The organism is Acinetobacter oleivorans DR1 (genome assembly GCF_000196795.1).
Classification (GTDB): domain Bacteria; phylum Pseudomonadota; class Gammaproteobacteria; order Pseudomonadales; family Moraxellaceae; genus Acinetobacter; species Acinetobacter oleivorans.
Genome location: NC_014259.1, coordinates 3,094,541 through 3,114,145 on the forward strand (window position 1 = coordinate 3,094,541; position 19,605 = coordinate 3,114,145).

The 19,605-nt window shown below is 39.4% G+C and carries 15 protein-coding genes; 5 read left to right on the forward strand and 10 right to left on the reverse strand.

The annotated features are described in order from the left end of the window. The first annotated feature begins 172 nt into the window (after window positions 1–172). On the forward strand, window positions 173–3,859 hold the full coding sequence (metH, locus tag AOLE_RS14460) for a methionine synthase (RefSeq protein WP_013198632.1): 3,687 nt from the start codon (window positions 173–175) through the stop codon (window positions 3,857–3,859). Window positions 3,860–3,903: 44 nt separating this feature from the next. Here the strand turns inward: metH and AOLE_RS14465 are convergent, their stop codons facing one another. From AOLE_RS14465 to AOLE_RS14485, 5 genes are all read right to left on the reverse strand, one after another. Next, on the reverse strand, window positions 3,904–5,412 hold the full coding sequence (locus AOLE_RS14465) for an SIR2 family protein (RefSeq protein WP_013198633.1): 1,509 nt from the start codon (window positions 5,410–5,412) through the stop codon (window positions 3,904–3,906). A gap of 279 nt (window positions 5,413–5,691) precedes the next feature. After that, window positions 5,692–6,696 (reverse strand): transketolase family protein, encoded by a 1,005-nt coding sequence (locus tag AOLE_RS14470; protein WP_013198634.1) that lies wholly within the window; start codon window positions 6,694–6,696, stop codon window positions 5,692–5,694. Window positions 6,697–6,706: 10 nt separating this feature from the next. Continuing rightward, on the reverse strand, window positions 6,707–7,552 hold the full coding sequence (locus AOLE_RS14475) for a transketolase (protein WP_081399357.1): 846 nt from the start codon (window positions 7,550–7,552) through the stop codon (window positions 6,707–6,709). A gap of 19 nt (window positions 7,553–7,571) precedes the next feature. Continuing rightward, complete coding sequence (locus AOLE_RS14480) at window positions 7,572–8,873, reverse strand: MFS transporter (RefSeq protein WP_013198636.1); 1,302 nt, start codon at window positions 8,871–8,873, stop codon at window positions 7,572–7,574. Window positions 8,874–8,950: 77 nt separating this feature from the next. Beyond that, a complete protein-coding gene (locus tag AOLE_RS14485; RefSeq protein ID WP_013198637.1) occupies window positions 8,951–9,700 on the reverse strand; it encodes an SDR family NAD(P)-dependent oxidoreductase in 750 nt (249 codons plus the stop codon). Window positions 9,701–9,884: 184 nt separating this feature from the next. Here AOLE_RS14485 and AOLE_RS14490 point away from each other — a divergent pair, with 184 nt between their 5' ends. Next, window positions 9,885–10,760 (forward strand): LysR substrate-binding domain-containing protein, encoded by an 876-nt coding sequence (locus AOLE_RS14490; protein ID WP_081399358.1) that lies wholly within the window; start codon window positions 9,885–9,887, stop codon window positions 10,758–10,760. 12 nt (window positions 10,761–10,772) lie between these two features. Here the strand turns inward: AOLE_RS14490 and AOLE_RS14495 are convergent, their stop codons facing one another. Next, window positions 10,773–11,219 carry a hypothetical protein gene (locus tag AOLE_RS14495; protein WP_013198639.1) on the reverse strand — a complete coding sequence of 149 codons (447 nt, stop codon included), beginning with the start codon at window positions 11,217–11,219 and terminating at the stop codon, window positions 10,773–10,775. 171 nt (window positions 11,220–11,390) lie between these two features. Between AOLE_RS14495 and AOLE_RS14500 the strand changes: the two genes are divergently transcribed. Next, a complete protein-coding gene (locus tag AOLE_RS14500) occupies window positions 11,391–12,536 on the forward strand; it encodes an aldose epimerase family protein (RefSeq protein WP_013198640.1) in 1,146 nt (381 codons plus the stop codon). A gap of 68 nt (window positions 12,537–12,604) precedes the next feature. Here AOLE_RS14500 and AOLE_RS14505 read toward each other — a convergent pair whose 3' ends face one another. Continuing rightward, entirely contained in the window at window positions 12,605–13,825 is a 1,221-nt protein-coding gene (locus AOLE_RS14505; RefSeq protein ID WP_013198641.1) for an MFS transporter, read from the reverse strand. A gap of 105 nt (window positions 13,826–13,930) precedes the next feature. On the opposite strand from AOLE_RS14505, the gene AOLE_RS14510 reads away from it, so the two are divergent. Continuing rightward, window positions 13,931–14,719: an AraC family transcriptional regulator gene (locus AOLE_RS14510; protein ID WP_013198642.1), complete on the forward strand. Its 789-nt coding sequence runs from the start codon at window positions 13,931–13,933 to the stop codon at window positions 14,717–14,719. On the opposite strand, the gene AOLE_RS14515 is transcribed toward AOLE_RS14510, so the two are convergent. Together AOLE_RS14515 and def are read right to left on the reverse strand one after the other, a co-directional pair. Then, on the reverse strand, window positions 14,686–16,008 hold the full coding sequence (locus AOLE_RS14515; RefSeq protein WP_004703144.1) for a glutaminase: 1,323 nt from the start codon (window positions 16,006–16,008) through the stop codon (window positions 14,686–14,688). The two genes, AOLE_RS14510 and AOLE_RS14515, sit on opposite strands and share 34 nt — an antisense overlap. A 177-nt stretch (window positions 16,009–16,185) precedes the next feature. Beyond that, the gene (def, locus tag AOLE_RS14520; RefSeq protein ID WP_004703146.1) at window positions 16,186–16,668 is read right to left on the reverse strand and encodes a peptide deformylase; all 483 of its coding nucleotides are present in this window, start codon (window positions 16,666–16,668) and stop codon (window positions 16,186–16,188) included. A gap of 234 nt (window positions 16,669–16,902) precedes the next feature. On the opposite strand from def, the gene AOLE_RS14525 reads away from it, so the two are divergent. Next, window positions 16,903–18,201, forward strand: a complete 1,299-nt coding sequence (locus tag AOLE_RS14525) for an MFS transporter (RefSeq protein ID WP_013198643.1) — start codon at window positions 16,903–16,905, stop codon at window positions 18,199–18,201. Between the two features lie 61 nt (window positions 18,202–18,262). On the opposite strand, the gene AOLE_RS14530 is transcribed toward AOLE_RS14525, so the two are convergent. Beyond that, on the reverse strand, window positions 18,263–19,459 hold the full coding sequence (locus tag AOLE_RS14530; protein ID WP_013198644.1) for a hypothetical protein: 1,197 nt from the start codon (window positions 19,457–19,459) through the stop codon (window positions 18,263–18,265). Between the last annotated feature and the right edge of the window lie 146 nt (window positions 19,460–19,605).

Genomic DNA, 19,605 nt, shown 5'->3' on the forward strand with positions numbered 1-19,605 from the left:
TCATGATCATTTTATGAATATTTGATGAAAAAACAGTCTCTATTTGTCATAAAAGCCGTTTTTTAATGAATCTATTACAAGTGAATGGTGGGTCGTTATAGCTCATCAATTGTGCAACTATTCTGTTACAATAGCGCCGCATTTTTAAATTTGTACGATATCGGGGTTTTTTATGTCTACGCTTGCCACCCTAAAAGCGCTTCTTGCCAAACGCATTCTGATTATTGATGGTGCGATGGGTACCATGATTCAACGCCATAAATTAGAAGAAGCTGACTACCGTGGTGAGCGTTTTGCCGATTGGGCACAAGACCTAAAAGGTAACAATGACCTTCTTGTGCTGACTCAACCCGAAATCATTCAAGGTATTCATGAAGCTTATCTTGATGCAGGCGCAGACATTATTGAAACCAACAGCTTTAACGGCACGCGTGTTTCAATGTCTGACTACCACATGGAAGATCTTGTTCCAGAGATTAACCGTGAAGCAGCACGTTTAGCTAAAGCAGCTTGTGAAAAATATTCGACTCCAGATAAACCGCGTTTTGTAGCAGGTGTACTCGGTCCAACATCGCGTACCTGTTCAATTTCACCTAATGTAAATGACCCTGCCTTTCGTAACATCACTTTTGATGAGCTAAAAGAAAACTATATTGAGGCAACTCATGCGCTGATTGAAGGCGGTGCAGATATCATTCTGATTGAAACCGTTTTTGATACATTAAACTGTAAAGCTGCAATTTTTGCGGTGAAAGAAGTCTTTAAGCAAATTGGTCATGAATTACCACTCATGATTTCAGGGACTATTACCGATGCTTCAGGTCGTACTTTAACAGGTCAAACTGCTGAAGCGTTCTGGAACTCTGTACGCCATGGTGACTTACTCTCAATTGGTTTCAACTGTGCCCTTGGTGCAGATGCTATGCGTCCTCACGTTAAAACCGTGTCTGATGTTGCTGATACGTTCATTTCTGCTCATCCAAATGCTGGCTTACCAAACGCTTTTGGTGAATATGATGAAACACCAGAACAAACTGCTGCCTTCTTAAAAGAATTTGCAGAAAGTGGTTTGATCAATATTACCGGCGGTTGCTGTGGTACGACGCCAGACCATATCCGTGCTATTGCCAATGCTGTAAAAGACATTGCACCACGTCAAATTCCTGAAACTAAGCCAGCTTGTCGCTTAAGTGGTTTAGAACCATTTAATATTTATGATGACTCATTGTTCGTTAACGTCGGTGAACGTACCAACGTTACTGGTTCAAAAAAATTCTTACGCTTAATTCGTGAAGAAAACTTTGCCGAAGCTTTAGAAGTTGCACAGCAACAAGTGGAAGCTGGCGCTCAGATTATCGACATTAACATGGATGAAGGGATGCTCGATTCGCAAAATGCGATGGTACATTTCCTAAACCTTGTGGCATCTGAGCCAGATATTTCACGTGTGCCTATCATGATTGACTCATCGAAATGGGAAATCATTGAAGCAGGCTTAAAATGCGTACAAGGTAAACCTGTCGTTAACTCGATTTCGTTAAAAGAAGGTTATGACGAGTTTGTCGAAAAAGCTCGCCTGTGTCGCCAATATGGTGCTGCAATTATTGTGATGGCCTTTGATGAAACTGGTCAGGCCGACACTGCTGAGCGTAAACGCGAAATCTGTAAACGTTCTTATGACGTTTTGGTTAACGATGTTGGCTTCCCTGCTGAAGATATTATTTTTGACCCGAACGTGTTTGCAGTGGCAACAGGTATTGAAGAACACAATAACTATGGCGTCGATTTTATTGAAGCCACAGGTTGGATTAAACAAAACTTACCTCACGCCATGATTTCTGGTGGTGTATCGAACGTTTCATTCTCGTTCCGCGGTAATGAGCCTGTTCGTGAAGCGATTCACTCTGTGTTCTTATATCATGCCATTAAACAAGGCATGACTATGGGGATTGTAAATGCCGGACAAATGGCAATTTATGACGATATTCCTAAAGAACTCAAAGATGCAGTTGAAGATGTTGTTTTAAACCAGAACCAAGGTGAATCTGGTCAACTTGCTACTGAAAAACTACTTGAAGTCGCTGAAAAGTTCCGTGGTCATAGTGGTGCGCAGCGCGAAGCAGAAAACCTTGAATGGCGTAACGAACCTGTAGAGAAACGTCTTGAATATGCATTAGTCAAAGGTATTACCACATACATTGACGAAGACACAGAAGAAGCTCGCCTAAAAGCCAAACGTCCTTTAGATGTAATCGAAGGCGCTTTGATGGACGGCATGAACGTTGTTGGTGACTTGTTCGGTTCAGGCAAAATGTTCTTACCTCAGGTTGTGAAATCTGCACGAGTTATGAAGCAAGCTGTAGCTTGGCTCAACCCGTACATTGAAGCTGAGAAAACAGGTAGCCAATCTAAAGGTAAAGTCCTGATGGCAACTGTTAAGGGCGACGTACACGATATTGGTAAAAATATTGTAGGCGTGGTACTGGGCTGTAATGGTTACGATATTGTTGACCTTGGCGTGATGGTGCCTTGCGAGAAAATCTTGCAAACTGCAATTGATGAAAAATGTGACATCATTGGATTATCAGGTCTGATTACGCCATCTTTAGATGAAATGGTGTTTGTTGCGAAAGAAATGCAGCGTAAAGGCTTTAACATTCCTTTATTGATTGGTGGTGCAACAACTTCAAAAGCACATACAGCAGTAAAAATTGACCCTCAATACCAAAACGATGCAGTGATTTATGTTGCCGATGCTTCACGTGCTGTGGGTGTCGCAACTACCCTTCTTTCAAAAGAAATGCGTGGAAACTTTATTGCAGAGCACCGGGCTGAATATGCCAAAATCCGTGAGCGCTTAGCCAATAAACAGCCAAAAGCTGCAAAATTGACTTATAAAGAGTCGGTTGAGAATGGTTTTAAAATTGATGAAAGCTACGTGCCACCAAAACCAAATCTTTTGGGAACACAGGTCTTAACAAATTACCCACTTGCAACACTCGTAGATTATTTTGACTGGACACCATTCTTCATTTCTTGGAGCTTGGCAGGTAAGTTCCCGAAAATTTTAGAAGATGAAGTGGTTGGTGAAGCGGCAACTGATCTGTATAACCAAGCTCAAGCAATGTTGAAAGATATTATCGACAACAACCTTTTTGACGCACGTGCTGTATTTGGTATGTTCCCTGCTCAGCGCACTGATGCGGACACCGTCAGCGTATTTGATGAAGCGGGTCAAAAGGTTACACATACCTTTGAGCATTTACGTCAGCAATCTGACAAAGTCACAGGTAAACCAAACTTGTCTTTGGCAGATTACATTCGCGCTGACCGTGAGCAGCAGGACTACTTAGGCGGATTCACTGTATCGATTTTTGGTGCAGAAGAATTGGCAAATGAATACAAAGCCAAAGGTGATGACTACTCTGCAATTTTAGTGCAGTCATTAGCTGACCGCTTTGCTGAAGCTTTTGCCGAACACTTACATGAACGCATTCGTAAAGAGTTCTGGGGCTATAAAGCTGATGAACAGCTCAGCAATGAAGAACTGATTAAAGAGAAATACGTCGGTATTCGCCCTGCACCGGGCTACCCTGCTTGCCCTGAGCACTCTGAAAAGGCAGTGTTATTTGATTGGTTAGGCTCTACCGACAAAATCGGTACTAAACTAACTGAACACTTTGCAATGATGCCACCATCTTCAGTAAGTGGTTTCTATTATTCTCATCCACAAAGTGAATACTTTAACGTAGGCAAAATCTCTCAAGACCAACTTGAAGATTATGCAAAACGTAAAGGTTGGACACTTGATGAAGCGAAGCGTTGGTTAGGACCGAATTTAGATGATTCGATTGTTTAAGCTTAAGTAACAATATTAAATCCCCTCAATTGAGGGGATTTTTATTAATTCTCATATTTTTTAAAATCATATAGGCATAACAATTTTTTATAATTAGAATCTAAATCTCCATTTATTTTTAATAGGTATTCTTTTAAATCATCTAAATCAAAAGAATTATTATATATTTTATAAAAAATATACTCTATTTTATAACTCTCAGGAATATTTTCAGCTATTAATACTTCATTAATATTTTTTAAACCAAGACTATCGAATCTACTCATATTTGTTTTAAAATTATTCGCAAGTTTAGTTCGTTGCTGTGTTTTCAATGTTTCGGCCTTAAATAAATCGGGAACTATATTTGCAAATCCAAAAATAGGAAACCAATGAGTCCTTGAAACAGGAAATTCATCAATAAGCTTAACTAGATTTTCACTTTTATTATCAATAATTTCAAAGTAATCAATAATCAACTGTGAAGAATCTGTATATGTATATTCAATAGTTGGCTTAGATTTTGGAGAAATTGCTAAAATTCTTTCTGAGTTTTTTAGTTGATCAATATCATCAGCAATACTTACTTTTATTGTTCCTCCCGAAGTAATATCTTTAACATTATCAAGTACACGTCTAATCTCATATGTAGATACAGGCAAGCTTAAAGATTCTAATGCACGATATAACTCAATGTAATTATCTGTTTTAAGTTTATTAATTCTTAAAGTATTTCCATCAACATCAATATCATGATCTAGTATTTCTAATGAATCAGAACCTTCTTGATATTCAACCAATAAAAAATTATTTCTTATCAATTCCGCTTGAGTAGAGTTGAGTTGAACATATTTATAAATAGTACTTAGAATTTTTTTAATATTAACATCATTGACACTATACCCTATAAAGACTATAGGATTATGCACAAATAAAGATATTAATTGTGCACGAATCAAATCATATCTTTGATCAAATTCTGAATAATCGTCAGATGTAAAGACTAGTTCTTCTGGATTTTCTACACTACCATGAATTTTGTACACTGAACCATACGGATTACTAAGTAAAATATTATTGCCTACTAAAGGATCAAACTCTGTAACAACCTCAATCAAATTATCATAATTAGTTGTAATAATAGAAGATATATTTTTTGACAGTAAATTAAAAACTTCTAATTCCTCTCTCTTTTCTTCTTTTATGTTAAGCTCATTTAATAATTTTGAAATATATATTTTAAACTTATCCGATGTGATTCCTTCATCACTTTTATTATAATATTCATCATTAATTTCTTTAAATTTACCATTGCGATCAGCGGATATCTGATTATTAAATTCTTCCTGTAATAATGAAGCTAACCTCATAAAATCATAAGTACCTGAACGTCTATCATATACTTGACCTTTTAAATCATGGAAAAATTCATTATTTCCTTTTAATTCAAATGCAATTTTTTTTAACAAACCTTCCCAAGAATATGAATTACTTAAATATCGGAGACTAAAGCCTGTACCTATAAATAATACTGGGTGATTTTTATAATTATTAATAAAATCAAAAATATCCATAAAAATAGCACTACAATTTATCGAGATAATTGTTTTATACCATTAAAAAAAAATCACTGCTATAAAACTTAGTTATATATTTCTTAAAGTATTAAAAGTTATTAAATTTAGACTATTAAATGAATGCTGAACTTAGAACCCAATGACAAGTATTGTAAAAATTTTATTAAATATCAATTACTTTACCTAATAATTATAAAAATCTCCCCTTATATACTTTCGTAAAACTTCAAAAAAGTCTCCCAACATTTCTAGAGCTGAGAGACTTAATAAATATTTCTACTTCAAATGTGACTTAATCTTCTCTTTAACTGCTTCAGTTGAAATACCATATCGATCATGCAAAGTGGGTAATGCCCCTGCATCTAAAAATGCATCTGGCAAACCAATCATGTCAAAACGAGGATGTTGACCATTTCTTAAAAGTAAGGACCCGACAGCTTCCCCTAACCCACCAATGACTGAGTGATTTTCGGCAGTTAAAACAGGTCGGCCACATTTAGCGACTTCATCCAAAATAGTTTGTTCATCTAAAGGTTTAATTGTAGGCACATGTAACACTGAAACCTCAATGCCCTCTTTTTCAAGCTCTTCGGCTGCCTCAAGTGCACGCATGGTCAATAAGCCAGTCGAAATGATAAGTAAATCTTTACCCGGTTTAATCACCTGTGCCTTATCTAATTTAAACTGGTAATTGTATTTATCGAGCACTAATGGAACTTGTCCACGCAATAAACGCATATATACGGGCCCATTATGAGCAGCAATCTGTGGAATCGCTTGTTCGATTTCTAAGGCATCACAAGGGTCAATGATCATTAGGTTCGGCATTGCACGAAAAATCGCAATATCGTCAGTCGCCTGATGGCTTGGGCCGTAGCCTGTGGTTAAGCCCGGAAGTGCCGCCACAATTTTGACATTCAGATTATCTTCCGCAATCGCCATACAAATAAAGTCATAGGCACGCCGTGATGCAAACACAGCATAGGTGGTCGCAAAGGGAACAAATCCTTCACGAGCAAGTCCTGCTGCTGCGCTCATCAAAAGTTGTTCTGCCATGCCCATTTGGAAAAACTTGTCTGGATTTTCTTTAGCAAAAATATGCAGGTCTGTATATTTTGATAAATCTGCTGATAAGCCCACAATATCATCACGCTCTTTTGCCAAGGCATTCAGTGCATGTCCAAATGGTGCTGGTTTGGTCGGTTGGCCCTCAGCAGCAATAGAAGCAATCATTGCCGAAGTGGTTAGTTTTTTCTTAGGAGGATTAGCTAACTGGCTCATGGTGTACTCCTTACTGTCCGTAGTGGGTCAAAATATTTAAAGCGTCGTCCCATTCATGTTCATCAACACGAATGAAGTGTGTTTTTTCGCGGCTTTCCAAGAACGACACCCCTTTACCCATTTTGGTGTCACAAATAATGACACGTGGGCATGTTCCCTTATAGTTTCGTGCCTGATCGAATGCCTCAAGCAGAGCTTCCATGTTGTTGCCATCTACGCGTTGGGTGTACCAACCGAATGATTGCCAACGGTCTACAATGGGTTCAAACGCTAAAATTTCGCTGGAGTGCCCATCTGCCTGCTGATTATTCACATCAATAATGGCAATCAAGTTATCTAGTTTCCAATGAGAAGCAGACATCACTGCCTCCCATGTTGAGCCTTCATTTAGCTCTCCATCGGACAGTAAGTTATAAACAAAAGCATCCGACTTTTTCTGTTTCAGTCCTAAACATGCACCGACCGCAATTCCAAGACCATGCCCCAATGAACCACCTGTAATTTCCATGCCCGGTGTATATGAAGCCATGCCCGACATCGGTAGACGACTATCATCTGCACCATAGGTTTCAAGTTCTTCAAGCGGGATAATTTTTGCTTCAATTAAGGCTGCATAAAGTGCAATCGCATAGTGCCCAATAGAGAGATAAAAACGGTCACGGCCTTCCCATTCAGGGTTTTCTGGCTGATATTTCATCGCATGGAAATAAGATACTGCCAGTAGATCTGCTGCACCCAAAGCTTGTCCAACATAGCCTTGGCCTTGTACTTGCCCCATGCGTAAAGCATGTTGGCGAATGTGGTAGGCACGTTGTTGCAACTCGGCAATTTGGCCTGCTTTATTAATATTTAACATTGTCATTTACTATTCCTTATTAACGGTTGACCAATTTTGCCGGAACACGCAGAACCAAGCTGGCACCGAAAATTAATACTGCTGTGATTAAGAACATGCCGATTGCATTTGAACATGTGTTGGTGGTGACCCAACCAATTAAATAAGGTGAGCAGAAGCCTGCGAGGTTGGCGAAGCTATTGACGGCTGCAATACCTGCCGCTGCAGAAACACCACCCAAGAAGTTGGTCGGTAACATCCAAAATAAAGAGGATGCCGTCAGCACACCTGAGGCTGCGATGCAAAGGCAAATTAAAGAGAGGGTTAGATTTGAAGCGAATAAGGTCGCAAATGTGAGTGCTATAGCGCCTGCACACATTGGAATAATTAAGTGCCAACGGCGTTCTTGGAAATGGTCACCACTACGTCCTGCCAAAATCATAACTACAATCGCGCACATATAAGGCAGGCTGGTGAGCAAACCGATATGCCAGTTATCACTAATGCCTGAGTTGCGAATAAGAGTTGGTAACCAAAAGGTAATGGCGTATTGGCCCATCACTACACAAAAATAGATGCCTGCGAGTAACCATAACCGTTTATCCGCAATAAACTCTTTGACACTAGCATGACCTTCTTTGTGCTGGTTATCTTGAGCAAGCTCTTGCTTCACCAAGTTTTTTTCGTCTTGAGTTAACCAGTTGGCGTCTTGAACTGAATCTTTTAAAACAGCGAGTACCAATAGACCCACGAGCACAGTAGGAATGGCTTCAATAAGGAACATCCATTGCCAGCCAAACCAACCATGTACACCGCTCATTCGGTCCATGATTAAGCCTGAAAGTGGCCCACCAATCATTCCTGAAATTGGAATCGCGATAAACCAAAGTACAGTCATGCGTGCACGGCGGTAAGACGGGAACCAGTAAGTGAGGTAGAGTAATAATCCCGGAGCCAAACCAGCTTCAGCAACACCAAGCAAAAAACGTAAGGTGTAAAATTGCCATTCGGTTTGAACAAAGGCAAAACAGCCAGACAAAATGCCCCATGTAATCATGATACGGGCAATCCAACGTCTTGCGCCTACCTTGTGAAGTACGATGTTACTTGGTACTTCACAAAGAAAATAACCAATAAAGAAAATCCCTGCGCCTAGCCCATATACAGCTTCACTAAACTGTAAATCGCTCATCATTTGGAGCTTGGCAAAACCCACATTTACCCGATCTAAATAGGCACAAAAATAACAAAGCATTAAAAATGGCATAAGCCGAAATGCAATTTTTCGATACGCCGATTTACGAACCGTTGTATCTACTTCAGATGAAAATACTGTATCCATCATGCGAATCCCTTTACATTTGGCCACAGTATCCTCTTGTGACCATCATTCTATTTTTAGTTTTTAAATGACAAGCGTTAATGAATCAGCATGCCACCATTTACATCGAGTGTTACGCCAGTTAAGTAAGCTGACAGATCACTTGCCAAAAATAATGCTGCATTTGCAACATCTTGCGCTTTACCTAAACGGCCAAGTGGAATACCTGCAAGAATGTCATGACGACGTTCATCATTCATTAAACCGCCAGTAATATCAGTATGGATTAGACCCGGCGTAAGAGAATTTACACGAATCTGGTCACCACCAAACTCACGAGCCATCGCTTTTGCCAGACCTAACACGCCTGCTTTAGCAGCGCTATAATGTGGCCCGCCAAAAATACCACCGCCGCGTTGAGCTGAAACTGAAGATAAGCACACAATGCTTCCACCTCCATTTGCTTTCATGGATGGAATAACAGCTTGAGACATAATCAGTGTTCCACGCAGGCTGACGTCTAAAATACGATCATAGTCATTGCGCTGAATATCAAGGGTTTTAACTGGCTGAGTAATGCCAGCATTGTTAATTAAAATATCAATCTTGCCATAGTGCTCTAGTGCTTGTTCAACAGCTGCTTTGACCTGTTCTTCATTTGCAACATTTGCAGCAAGACCTAAATGTCCTTCACCAAGTGCCTTTGCAGCGTTTTGGCTTTGAGTAATATCTAAATCAACAATAATGACTTTGGCACCTTGTTGTGCAAAGATTTCTGCGGTTGCTCGCCCAATTCCACGCTCTGATGCTGCACCGGTAATTAATGCCACTTTTCCTTGTAGTAACATGTTCAATCCTCTTTTACGCTTTATATCCTGAGTTCTGACTTAGAATCTCTTTTTTCACAAAACCCAGCAATCAGCTCGAATTCAACAAGACATGAAAAAAATTCATGCCTATGCTATTTTTAAATAAGGTTTATGGATAAAAACGGATCATTTCATGGATAGTAGTGAAAACAATTTCAACCAGATGCCCTCAATTAAAACATTACAGGCTTTTGAACAAACCGCCCGTTTCGGCAATGTTGCCAAGGCAGCCGAGCATTTGAATCTCACGCCTTCGGCAGTAAGTCACCAAATTGCTAAGCTTGAAGAAATGATTGGGCAGAATTTATTTATTCGTGGTGCTCGTGGTGTGACGCTTACCCCTTCTGGCGAACGCTATTTTCAAGACGTTACGACCATTTTGCATAACCTAATGTTAGCGACTGAAAAAGCTGCCGATAAAAGTCCTAAAGACAGTCTATATATTCACTCATCTCCAAGTTTTGGTTTGCTCTGGTTACTGCCTCGCCTTGAATCATTTAAAGAAAAATTTCCAATGATTCAGGTCAATCTTTCGTGTTCTTATGAAAATTTGCACTTTACTCGCGATAAGATCGATATTGATATTCGTCATGGTTTGCCCAACTGGACAGGGGTAGAAATCAGAACGATTCGTAATGAAAAGCTAGAAGTACTTGCATCCCCCAAACTACTTGAACGCAGTCCAGTAAATAAACCTCAAGATTTATTAAAAAAAGAACTGATTTTATCGCGCTCAACCTTGGTTACTTGGCCACAATGGTTTGCCCATCAGGGTTTAAGCATTCCTGAATTTCCTTATACTTTGAGTTTTGATCGCTCTTATATGTCACTTGAAGCAGCCACACATGGGCTAGGTTTTGTTTTAGAAAGTAATTTGCTTACTCAAAATTATTTGGACTCTGGAAAGTTGGTTAGAGTTTTTGCAGATGAGCTATCGATTCCTATTTCTGCTCATCATTTGGTGTATCCGCGAACGCATCAATTTATTCCTAAAATTGAGCTTTTTTTAAACTGGATTTATGATGAGTTGGCGGATTGAGAAAGTCATTTCTTAAAGGATCTGAATTTCCTCAACTCTTAAGTGATGCATCATCTCTCGAACAAATACAAAGTAAGTAAAAATATAAAGCTGATCTGGAGCTACTTGGTTTATGTAATAGCTCAAACGCTCAATAAAATCATTGAATCCATGCTCAAGCTCAATACGGCTGATTTTCTTTTTTGCACTAAAAAATAACTGACTGAGGTGTGTCATAGCGGCATCAGACGTAACAGCTACACCACTTATCTTTAGATTTCTGAGTGGCTTTGACTCGATGATTTCTTCAATAAAATAAATCATCTTTTCGATAGCAAGTTCATCAATAACACCATGGCCGATACTTTTTGAATCAACAAACCCCAAGCCCTGTTCGAGTTGAATATTTTGATTATCTATGTCAAATGACAAGCCATTAAGACCAAGTGAAAATTTTAAAACCGAGTCGGGATGATTCATAAAATAGCTTACCGTTGAGTTTTATTAATAGGATTAGTGCCAGTTTGTTCAATAATTAGAGTTAACAGCGCTAATCATCATTAACACTATATATAATAAAAAACTCTTTAAAAAGACGAAAAATCAATCTTATATTCATCCAATCCTACGATTAAAAAATAGAGTATAAGCATGAAAAAATTAGTAATTTTAAGTTTCACCCTTTATAGCTTTGCGCAAATTACAAATGCAGCAACATTAAACGTAAAACCCTACGGCACAACTCAAGATGGTCAAAAAGTTGATCTATACACCATGAGCAATAACAAAGGAGTCTCGGTTTCTTTTATTAGTTTTGGTGGGGTAATTACCCAGATTTTGACTCCCGATGCACAAGGTAAACAAAATAATATTGTTTTAGGCTTCGATGACCTAAAAGGCTATGAAGTTACTGATACTAAGGAAGGCATTCATTTTGGTGGGTTAATTGGCCGTTATGCGAATCGTATTGGCAATGCTAAATTTAGCTTAGATGGAAAAACATATAATCTTGAAAAAAATAATGGACCGAATTCATTACATAGCGGTAATCCGGGTTTTGATAAACGTGTTTGGCAAGTTAAGCCCTTGGTTTCTAAAGGTGAAACCGTTAAAGCTTCTCTTAAGTTAACCAGTCCAAATGGTGATCAAGGTTTTCCGGGGAAATTAGATGTAGAAGTGATCTACAGTCTTTCAGATCAAAATGAATTCCAGATCGAATATAAAGCTAAAACTGATCAACCGACAGTCGTCAATCTCACCAACCACAGTTATTTCAACTTATCAGGCGCTGGCAATAACCCTTATGGTGTGCTCGATCATGTTGTACAACTTAATGCAGACCGTATATTGGTAACCGATCAAAACTCTTTACCCACAGGTGAAATAGCTTCGGTTGCAGGTACACCTTTTGATTTTCGAACGCCTAAAGCAATTGTGAAAGATATTCGAGCGAATCATCAGCAATTGGCCTATGGATATGGCTATGACCAAACTTGGGTACTTAATCAAAAGTCTCAAGGAAAGTTAAATCTTGCTGCTCATGTTTTTGACCCAAAATCTAAACGGACACTGCAAGTCTTGACTACTGAACCAAGCGTTCAAATGTATACAGCCAATCATTTACTGGGAAATATTGCTGGGGCAAATGGCGTACTCTATCGACAAGCAGATGCGCTAGCATTAGAAACGCAGCATTTTCCAGATAGTCCGAATCAACCATCTTTCCCTTCTACACGTTTGAACCCAAATCAAACTTATAACAGTGTCACCGTATTTAAGTTTGGTATTCAAAAATAGTCTTTTGAATTGACACTATATTTATCTAAAAAAGACTCTCAGCTGAATATAACTGAGAGTCTTTTCCTTTATTTAACTTTTGTGTTTGGTAAAAATGCGGTGGCAAACCCAAGTAATGGCAGGAATGAACATAAACCAAATACCCATTCAATGCCGTTAATATCAGCTAAATGTCCCAACCCTGCTGCGGCAATACCACTTACCCCAAACATAAGACCAAACATTAAACCTGCAATCATACCCACACGGCCCGGAACAGCTTCTTGTGCGTAAACCACCATTGCAGCAAAAGCAGACGACAACACCAAACCTGCAATAATTGAGAAAACTGTTGTCCAAAATAAGTTTGCATACGGCATCATTAATGCAAACGGCGCCATACCCACAAATGAAACCCAAATAACAGCTTTACGACCAATTTTGTCACCAATTGGGCCACCAGCAAATGTACCTAAAGCAACAGCAGCTAAGAATGCAAACAAATGCAATTGAGCGGTCTGGATGCTGATATGGAACTTTTGAATAAGATAAAAAGTAAAGTAGTTACTAATGCTGGCAATGTAGGTAAATTTAGCAAACATCAATAAACTAATTGTGCTCAAAGCAATGATCAGCTTACGGCCATGCAATTTACTTTGTGCTTGATTTGCACGTGTAGCTACCTGATTTTTAGCATGACTCACCGTCCAGCGGCTTACGCCAAATAAAACCCAAATCGCTAAAAGTGCAAATATTACTAAGCCCGCAACTGCATGCTGCCCAAATGGAACAATCAATAACGCTGCTAATAATGGGCCAATGGCAGTACCTGTATTTCCACCCACCTGAAAAGTCGACTGTGCCGTACCGAAGCGCCCACCCGATGCCATTCGTGCCACCCGTGAAGCTTCAGGGTGAAAAGTTGCAGAGCCTACTCCAATAAGTGCAGATGCACATAACAACACAGCAAAGCTTGGTGAAAATGCCAACAAGATAATGCCACAGAATGTGACCATCATTCCGAGTGGTAGAAGATACGGTTTTGGATGTTTATCGGTATAAAGTCCAATCCAAGGCTGAAGCAGTGAACCTGTAATTTGATATACAAATGAGATCAGGCCAACTTGAGCAAAACTCAGCGAAAAGTTTGCTTTTAGCATTGGATAAATAGCGGGTAGCACTGCTTGAATCAAATCATTCAGTAAATGTGCGACCGCCACGGCGCCTACAATTTTAATAATCATTCCTTGAGGCTGATCATGTGCAACGGTATTGGCAATACCATCTTTCAATTGTATTGAAGACGTCATACCTGAAAAACTCCAATATTCTAAGTAAGATGCTTATTGTAAATTGTCGCTTATAAAGTTATCTTCCAATAATCATTGTATAAGTGACAATTTTTAGGATAGTTTATGTCCGATTCTCTTATTCAGTCTGATTTGTCTGAACTTGTGATTGGACTATCTTCTGAGCATTCTTATCGAGAAATCACCCCTACTCATACACATACACGTGCGCAGTTTTTGTATGCATCCACAGGAAATATTCAGGTGTTTACACCGAACAATGTCTGGATTGTACCGCCCATGTGTGCTTTATGGATTCCTGCTCATGTTGAGCACAGTGTGATTTCACTAAGTCACGTGAAGTTAAATACGGCGTTAGTTGAAGTAAATGCAGCAGCTCTAATGGGTCAGCATTGCTTTATTATTCGGGTAAGCAACCTGTTGCATGAGCTTTTGATTCGTTTAAATGAAATTGAACGAGAAGACACGCCAAATACTGCGACGTCTCAAGAGCTTTCCCGTTCTTTACAAATTTTGATTTTTGAAGAAATCCATCGGGCCAATTTGTTGCCTATTCAAATTCCTTGGCCGAAAGACAAGCGACTATTAAAAATTTGCCAAGAGTTATTACATACTCCTGACCATTCAAAAGACTTAACAGATTGGGCTGATGAGATTGGTGCGAGTTCTAGAACCCTAATGCGTATGTTCCAAAAAGAAACTGGACTGTCTTATCGGGCGTGGGTCCAGCAAATGCATATTGCACTTGCCTTAAGTAAAATTGCGAATGGTGAATCTATTGTTCGAATTTCTGAATCACTGGGGTACAACAACCCCAGCGCGTTCAGTGCGATGTTTAAGCGACATCTAGGAAAAACACCTCAGCAGTTTAGAAGTTCTGCGATGTCGCTATAAGTCTTTTTTTTTGCAGGTAGGTCATGCTTTTCGAGCAAATCATCAAAATCGTGATAGACATGAAGCTCACGATCTTTACCAGTTCTCGCATGATCTAATCGTTGTTCAGGATCCACTAAAACAAGAGTATGGCCATCATCAATCAAACGATCTACGCCTTCTAAGAACATACGTTTACCCACATCGTGGATAAGTGAAATCTGGGTTAAATCAATGACGATTGTGCTTTGGTCAGTTGTCTCATCTTGTAAAATGCGCAACAACATTTCAGCTTCGGTAAATTTCAATACACCGCGAAGCACATATACACTTAATGAAGCATCTTTTCCTGTACGGTAATGGCTTTGTACAATCGTTTGTGCAGAAGGTGTACCTTCCATGAGATGTAATCCCATGTCACGGGATAACCGTTCTAAAATATCGATGCCTCGAATACTATGACCATGCTCATCTAAACGAGGAGAAAAAGCAGCAATACTGACCTGACCTGGCAGCACACCTAAAATACCGCCTGCTACACCACTTTTAGCAGGAATACCAACAGTCGACAACCAGTCACCCGCGGCATCATACATGCCACAGCTCATCATGACACTGAGCACTTGTCTAACGACAGATCGATTCAATAGGCGCTTTCCGGTTTTAGGGTCGACCCCACCGTTGGCAAGTACACTGCCCATACGTACCAAGTCTTTAACTGTAACCATGATCGCACATTGGCGAATGTAACCATTCACAATATCGACAGGGTCAGTCTCTAAAATTCCGACAGTTCGCAACATATAACCGATCGAAAGATTACGGTAGGCAGTTTTGACTTCCGAATCATAGACAGACTCATCAAAACTTAATTCACGCCCTGCAAGCTCGCTCATAAAACGGCGTAGAATTTCTGCGCTATGTAAACCATGCTTGACCTGAATCAAGGAATGTACAGTAATTGCGCCAGAGTTAATCATCGGGTTTTTCGGACGTCCGTCTTTACCCAATGAAATTTCATTGAAGGCTTCCCCCGAAGGCTCTACCCCTACTTTCGCAAGTACTGCATCAATGCCAAGCTGTTGTAAAACATAGGCATATACGAACGGTTTAGAAATCGATTGAATGGTGAATTCAACATCATCATCTCCAATCGAATAAATTTCGCCATCTACCGTAGACATGGCCAAAGCTAATCGATCTGGATTTGCATTTGCTAACTCTGGAATATAGTCAGCTAGATGTCCGCTATTATCTACCTCACAGGCTTCTATCACATTTGCCAAATAATCTGGGAGAGGGGTTTTCATGGTCAGTAACCTTAAATGAGGAGATTTACACTTTCGATCATTTTTTCAGCACAACCTGCTGATAATATTAAAATTATAATTTTTTAGTGAAATAAAAATCACGATATAAGTATTGTAATTCCGATGGCTTATTTATTTCAAGCTCATTATACGTTTTTAAAAACTTTAAATAGAAGATTAGATTATTCTTTCTACAAATAGAACTCCATTTAAATGATCGACTTCATGTTGAACAATTCGAGCCGGAAAACCATGGAAAACTGTTTCAACGGCTTCACCCTGAAGTGTTAAATATTTCACCTTAACCATTTCTGCACGTTCAACTTGTCCACGCTCATCTGGCACACTTAAGCAGCCTTCTTCACCCAAAAGCGTTTCATTTGAGAACTCTAAAATTTCAGGATTAACCATCACCACAGCATCCATTTCAGGTGCGTCGGGATAGCGTGGGTTCGGCCGAGAAGCCACAATAATGACGCGTTTAGAGATATAAACTTGCGGTGCGGCAATCCCTACTCCATTACGTTCAAGCATAGTTGCTTGCATAGCGGCAGCAAGCTGATAAAGCCAATCACTGTTTAACTCATTTGCCGAGACAGGAGCCGCAATCAGTTTTAAGATATCTTCACCACGCTTTGCGACTGGTAAAACTACACTCATTCTTTGAATCTCTCATTAAACTGGCTATGACAAGTTTTATTGTGTCGCTGAACAGCTCAAAAGAAAAGTCATTCCTACATCTGTTTTTGTTTCATCTAATGCGTTTTTTGTTTTAAAGCTTTTTTATTTGAGTGATGAAAATCTACACCTCTTCATAGAACAAATTTCCTCCATTTACTTTTACTTCACTTTTCCATTAATATCCAAACTTCAATTACAACAATTAAGTAAAAAATGGATCAGGACTTAACTTTGCAGGATGCGAACTATCTTAATAAAGAAGATAAACGAACTCTTGCCCTTTCTTCATTGGGCGGTGCTTTAGAGTTTTACGATTTCGTGATTTATGTGTTTTACGCCAAAATCATTTCTGACCTCTTTTTCCCCAGCACACTCAGCCCATTTTGGGCCATGCTTAACACTTACGGTATTTTTGCAGCAGGTTACTTTTTTAGGCCATTAGGCGGAGTTGTTATGGCCCATTTTGGTGACTTAGTCGGGCGTAAAAAACTGTTTTCACTTTCTATTTTGCTAATGGCGCTACCTACTCTGTTTATCGGGATATTGCCGACCTTTGAAAATATTGGGTATTTAGCCCCCCTACTTTTACTACTTATGCGTGTAGTGCAAGGGATTGCGATTGGGGGTGAAATTCCAGCTGCATGGACCTTTGTGTCAGAACATGTACCCGAAAGAAAAATTGGACTGGCAAATGGTTTACTAACTGCCGGACTGTCTTTAGGAATTTTACTAGGCGCGCTGATGTCTTTATGGATTTCACTGAATTTTAGTGAAGGACAGATTCACGACTGGGCATGGCGTATTCCTTTCATTGCAGGTGGTATTTTTGGTCTAGTCGCACTTTATTTACGGACTTATTTAAAAGAAACTCCAGTGTTTAAAGCCATGCAGGCACGTAAAGAAATTTCAAAAGAAATGCCTGTAAAACAAGTATTAAAAACGCATAAAACAGCCGTTGCAATTGGCATGTTATTTACGTGGTTTTTAACGGGCTGCGTGGTGGTAGTGATTTTAGCCATGCCAAATTTATTGATTGGTTCATTTGGCTTTGAACGCGCACAGACTTTTGAAATGCAAAGTGCCGCCATTGTCATGCAAATGGTCGGCTGTATTTTGGCAGGCTATTTTGCTGACCGTTTTGGCTGTGGCAAAGTCATGATGGTCGGTGCGCTTGCCGTTGCACTTACAGCAGCAGTTTTTTATAACAGTTTAGGACATGCCGCCCATTCAACCATTTTTGGCTTATATATGTTGTTGGGTCTATGCTCTGGTACTGTTGGCATGGTGTCGAGCAGTATGGTCAAAATGTTTCCCGCGCCTGTGCGTTTCTCGGGCATTTCATTTTCTTATAATTTGTCTTATGCGATTGTTGGTGGTATGACACTGCCTTTAGTGCATTGGCTCAGTCAATATAGTGATATTGGTGCGATGTATTATATTTTCGCGCTAACAATTTTAGCCTTTGTGACTGCTTTTGTATTTTGGAATAAGTTTGAAAAAAACAGATATTAAAAGCTTTAAATTATTAAATAAAAAACCACGCCGATTGCGTGGTTTTTTATTGCTGCTTAGTTTAGAAAGTAAAGCCGATATTAAAGTTAATACGGTATAACCATTTATCGCTGTTTGGCGAGGTTGCAGAGGTATAACCTGTTGAGTTGGTTGCCCCCCCAATAATGTTGGAGTTTTTACCCCACGTATAATCCGCCCAAACCATAAATGGTGAAGCAATAAACATCATACCTGTGGTGTTCATTTGCGAGTCGGACCAATCATCACGTTTTTTATCAAGGTAACTATAGTCATTATAAAACTTAATGGCTTTTAGCTTACCCATATTGGTGACAGGCAAAGTATAGGCAAGATTTAAACTGGCAATCGTCCCTTCCGAAGCAATGAAATAAGCAGGTGTAAGTCCATTCGCCCCCATTAAAGTCATATCACTATTTACACCATCTGGATTTTTAGCATCGTATTGATAATGAATGACCGAGCTTTGTAAATTAAAGCGTTTGTAGTTGTTTTCGGTGTGCAAACCGACTGCATAATATTTGCCGTCTTTGTCGGTAATATCATTATGTAGCTGAGCAATTGCACCCGATACACCGAACTCTTGCTTACCGAAATCAGTTTCTAACTTGCGAACAATGCGGGTATTCACCTGATTGCGTTTTTCATTTTGATAGGCTTTTTGAGATGGAAATGCATTTCCTGCCAAGTCATCATAAGTTGCACTTTCAGGTGAATAACGCAAATTCGTCTCTAACATTTGCGGGTAATACCCGAGTTTTAAATCCCAGTCTTTGTCGTGATAATTCCAGTTAATCCCCGGTGCAATATTGTTGCCATAACCTAAAAAGAATGGAATGTGATAGGTCCAGCCATTTTGCGGATAAGGATAAATCGTAAAAGGCTTATAAACCAAACCTGCTTCAATGCTGTTATTCGCATCTAGGTTATAGCCGACATATGCTTTTTCAATGGACGTTTTCTGTTGGTCTTGAAACATATAGCTGGCATTGATATAGGCATCATCAAATTTACCTTTGAGATCAACCCTGAAAATATCAAAATGGAGCTTACCAAAACCACGGTTCGGTCCTTCCCAATCTTCATAGCGCTGATTTAACCGAACCACCCCACCTAACTTTAATGAGTCGGTGCCATCATCACTTTTCCATTCAAGCAATGAATCTTTTGCAAATGCATTGACGCTTACCCCCAGCGTAAGCGGTGCAATGAATGCCATGATCAATGAAGTCTTTTTCATCTCTACATCCTTGATTGAGTTCCAGCGTCCTGCTGGAACTTTATTTGTTTTACCTGTAAAACTTCGTTTTTATTGTTTTTTAGACAAAAAAATTTATCTAAAAAAAGGATGGCTTAGCAGCTCCCATCGCATATGTACTAAACCAT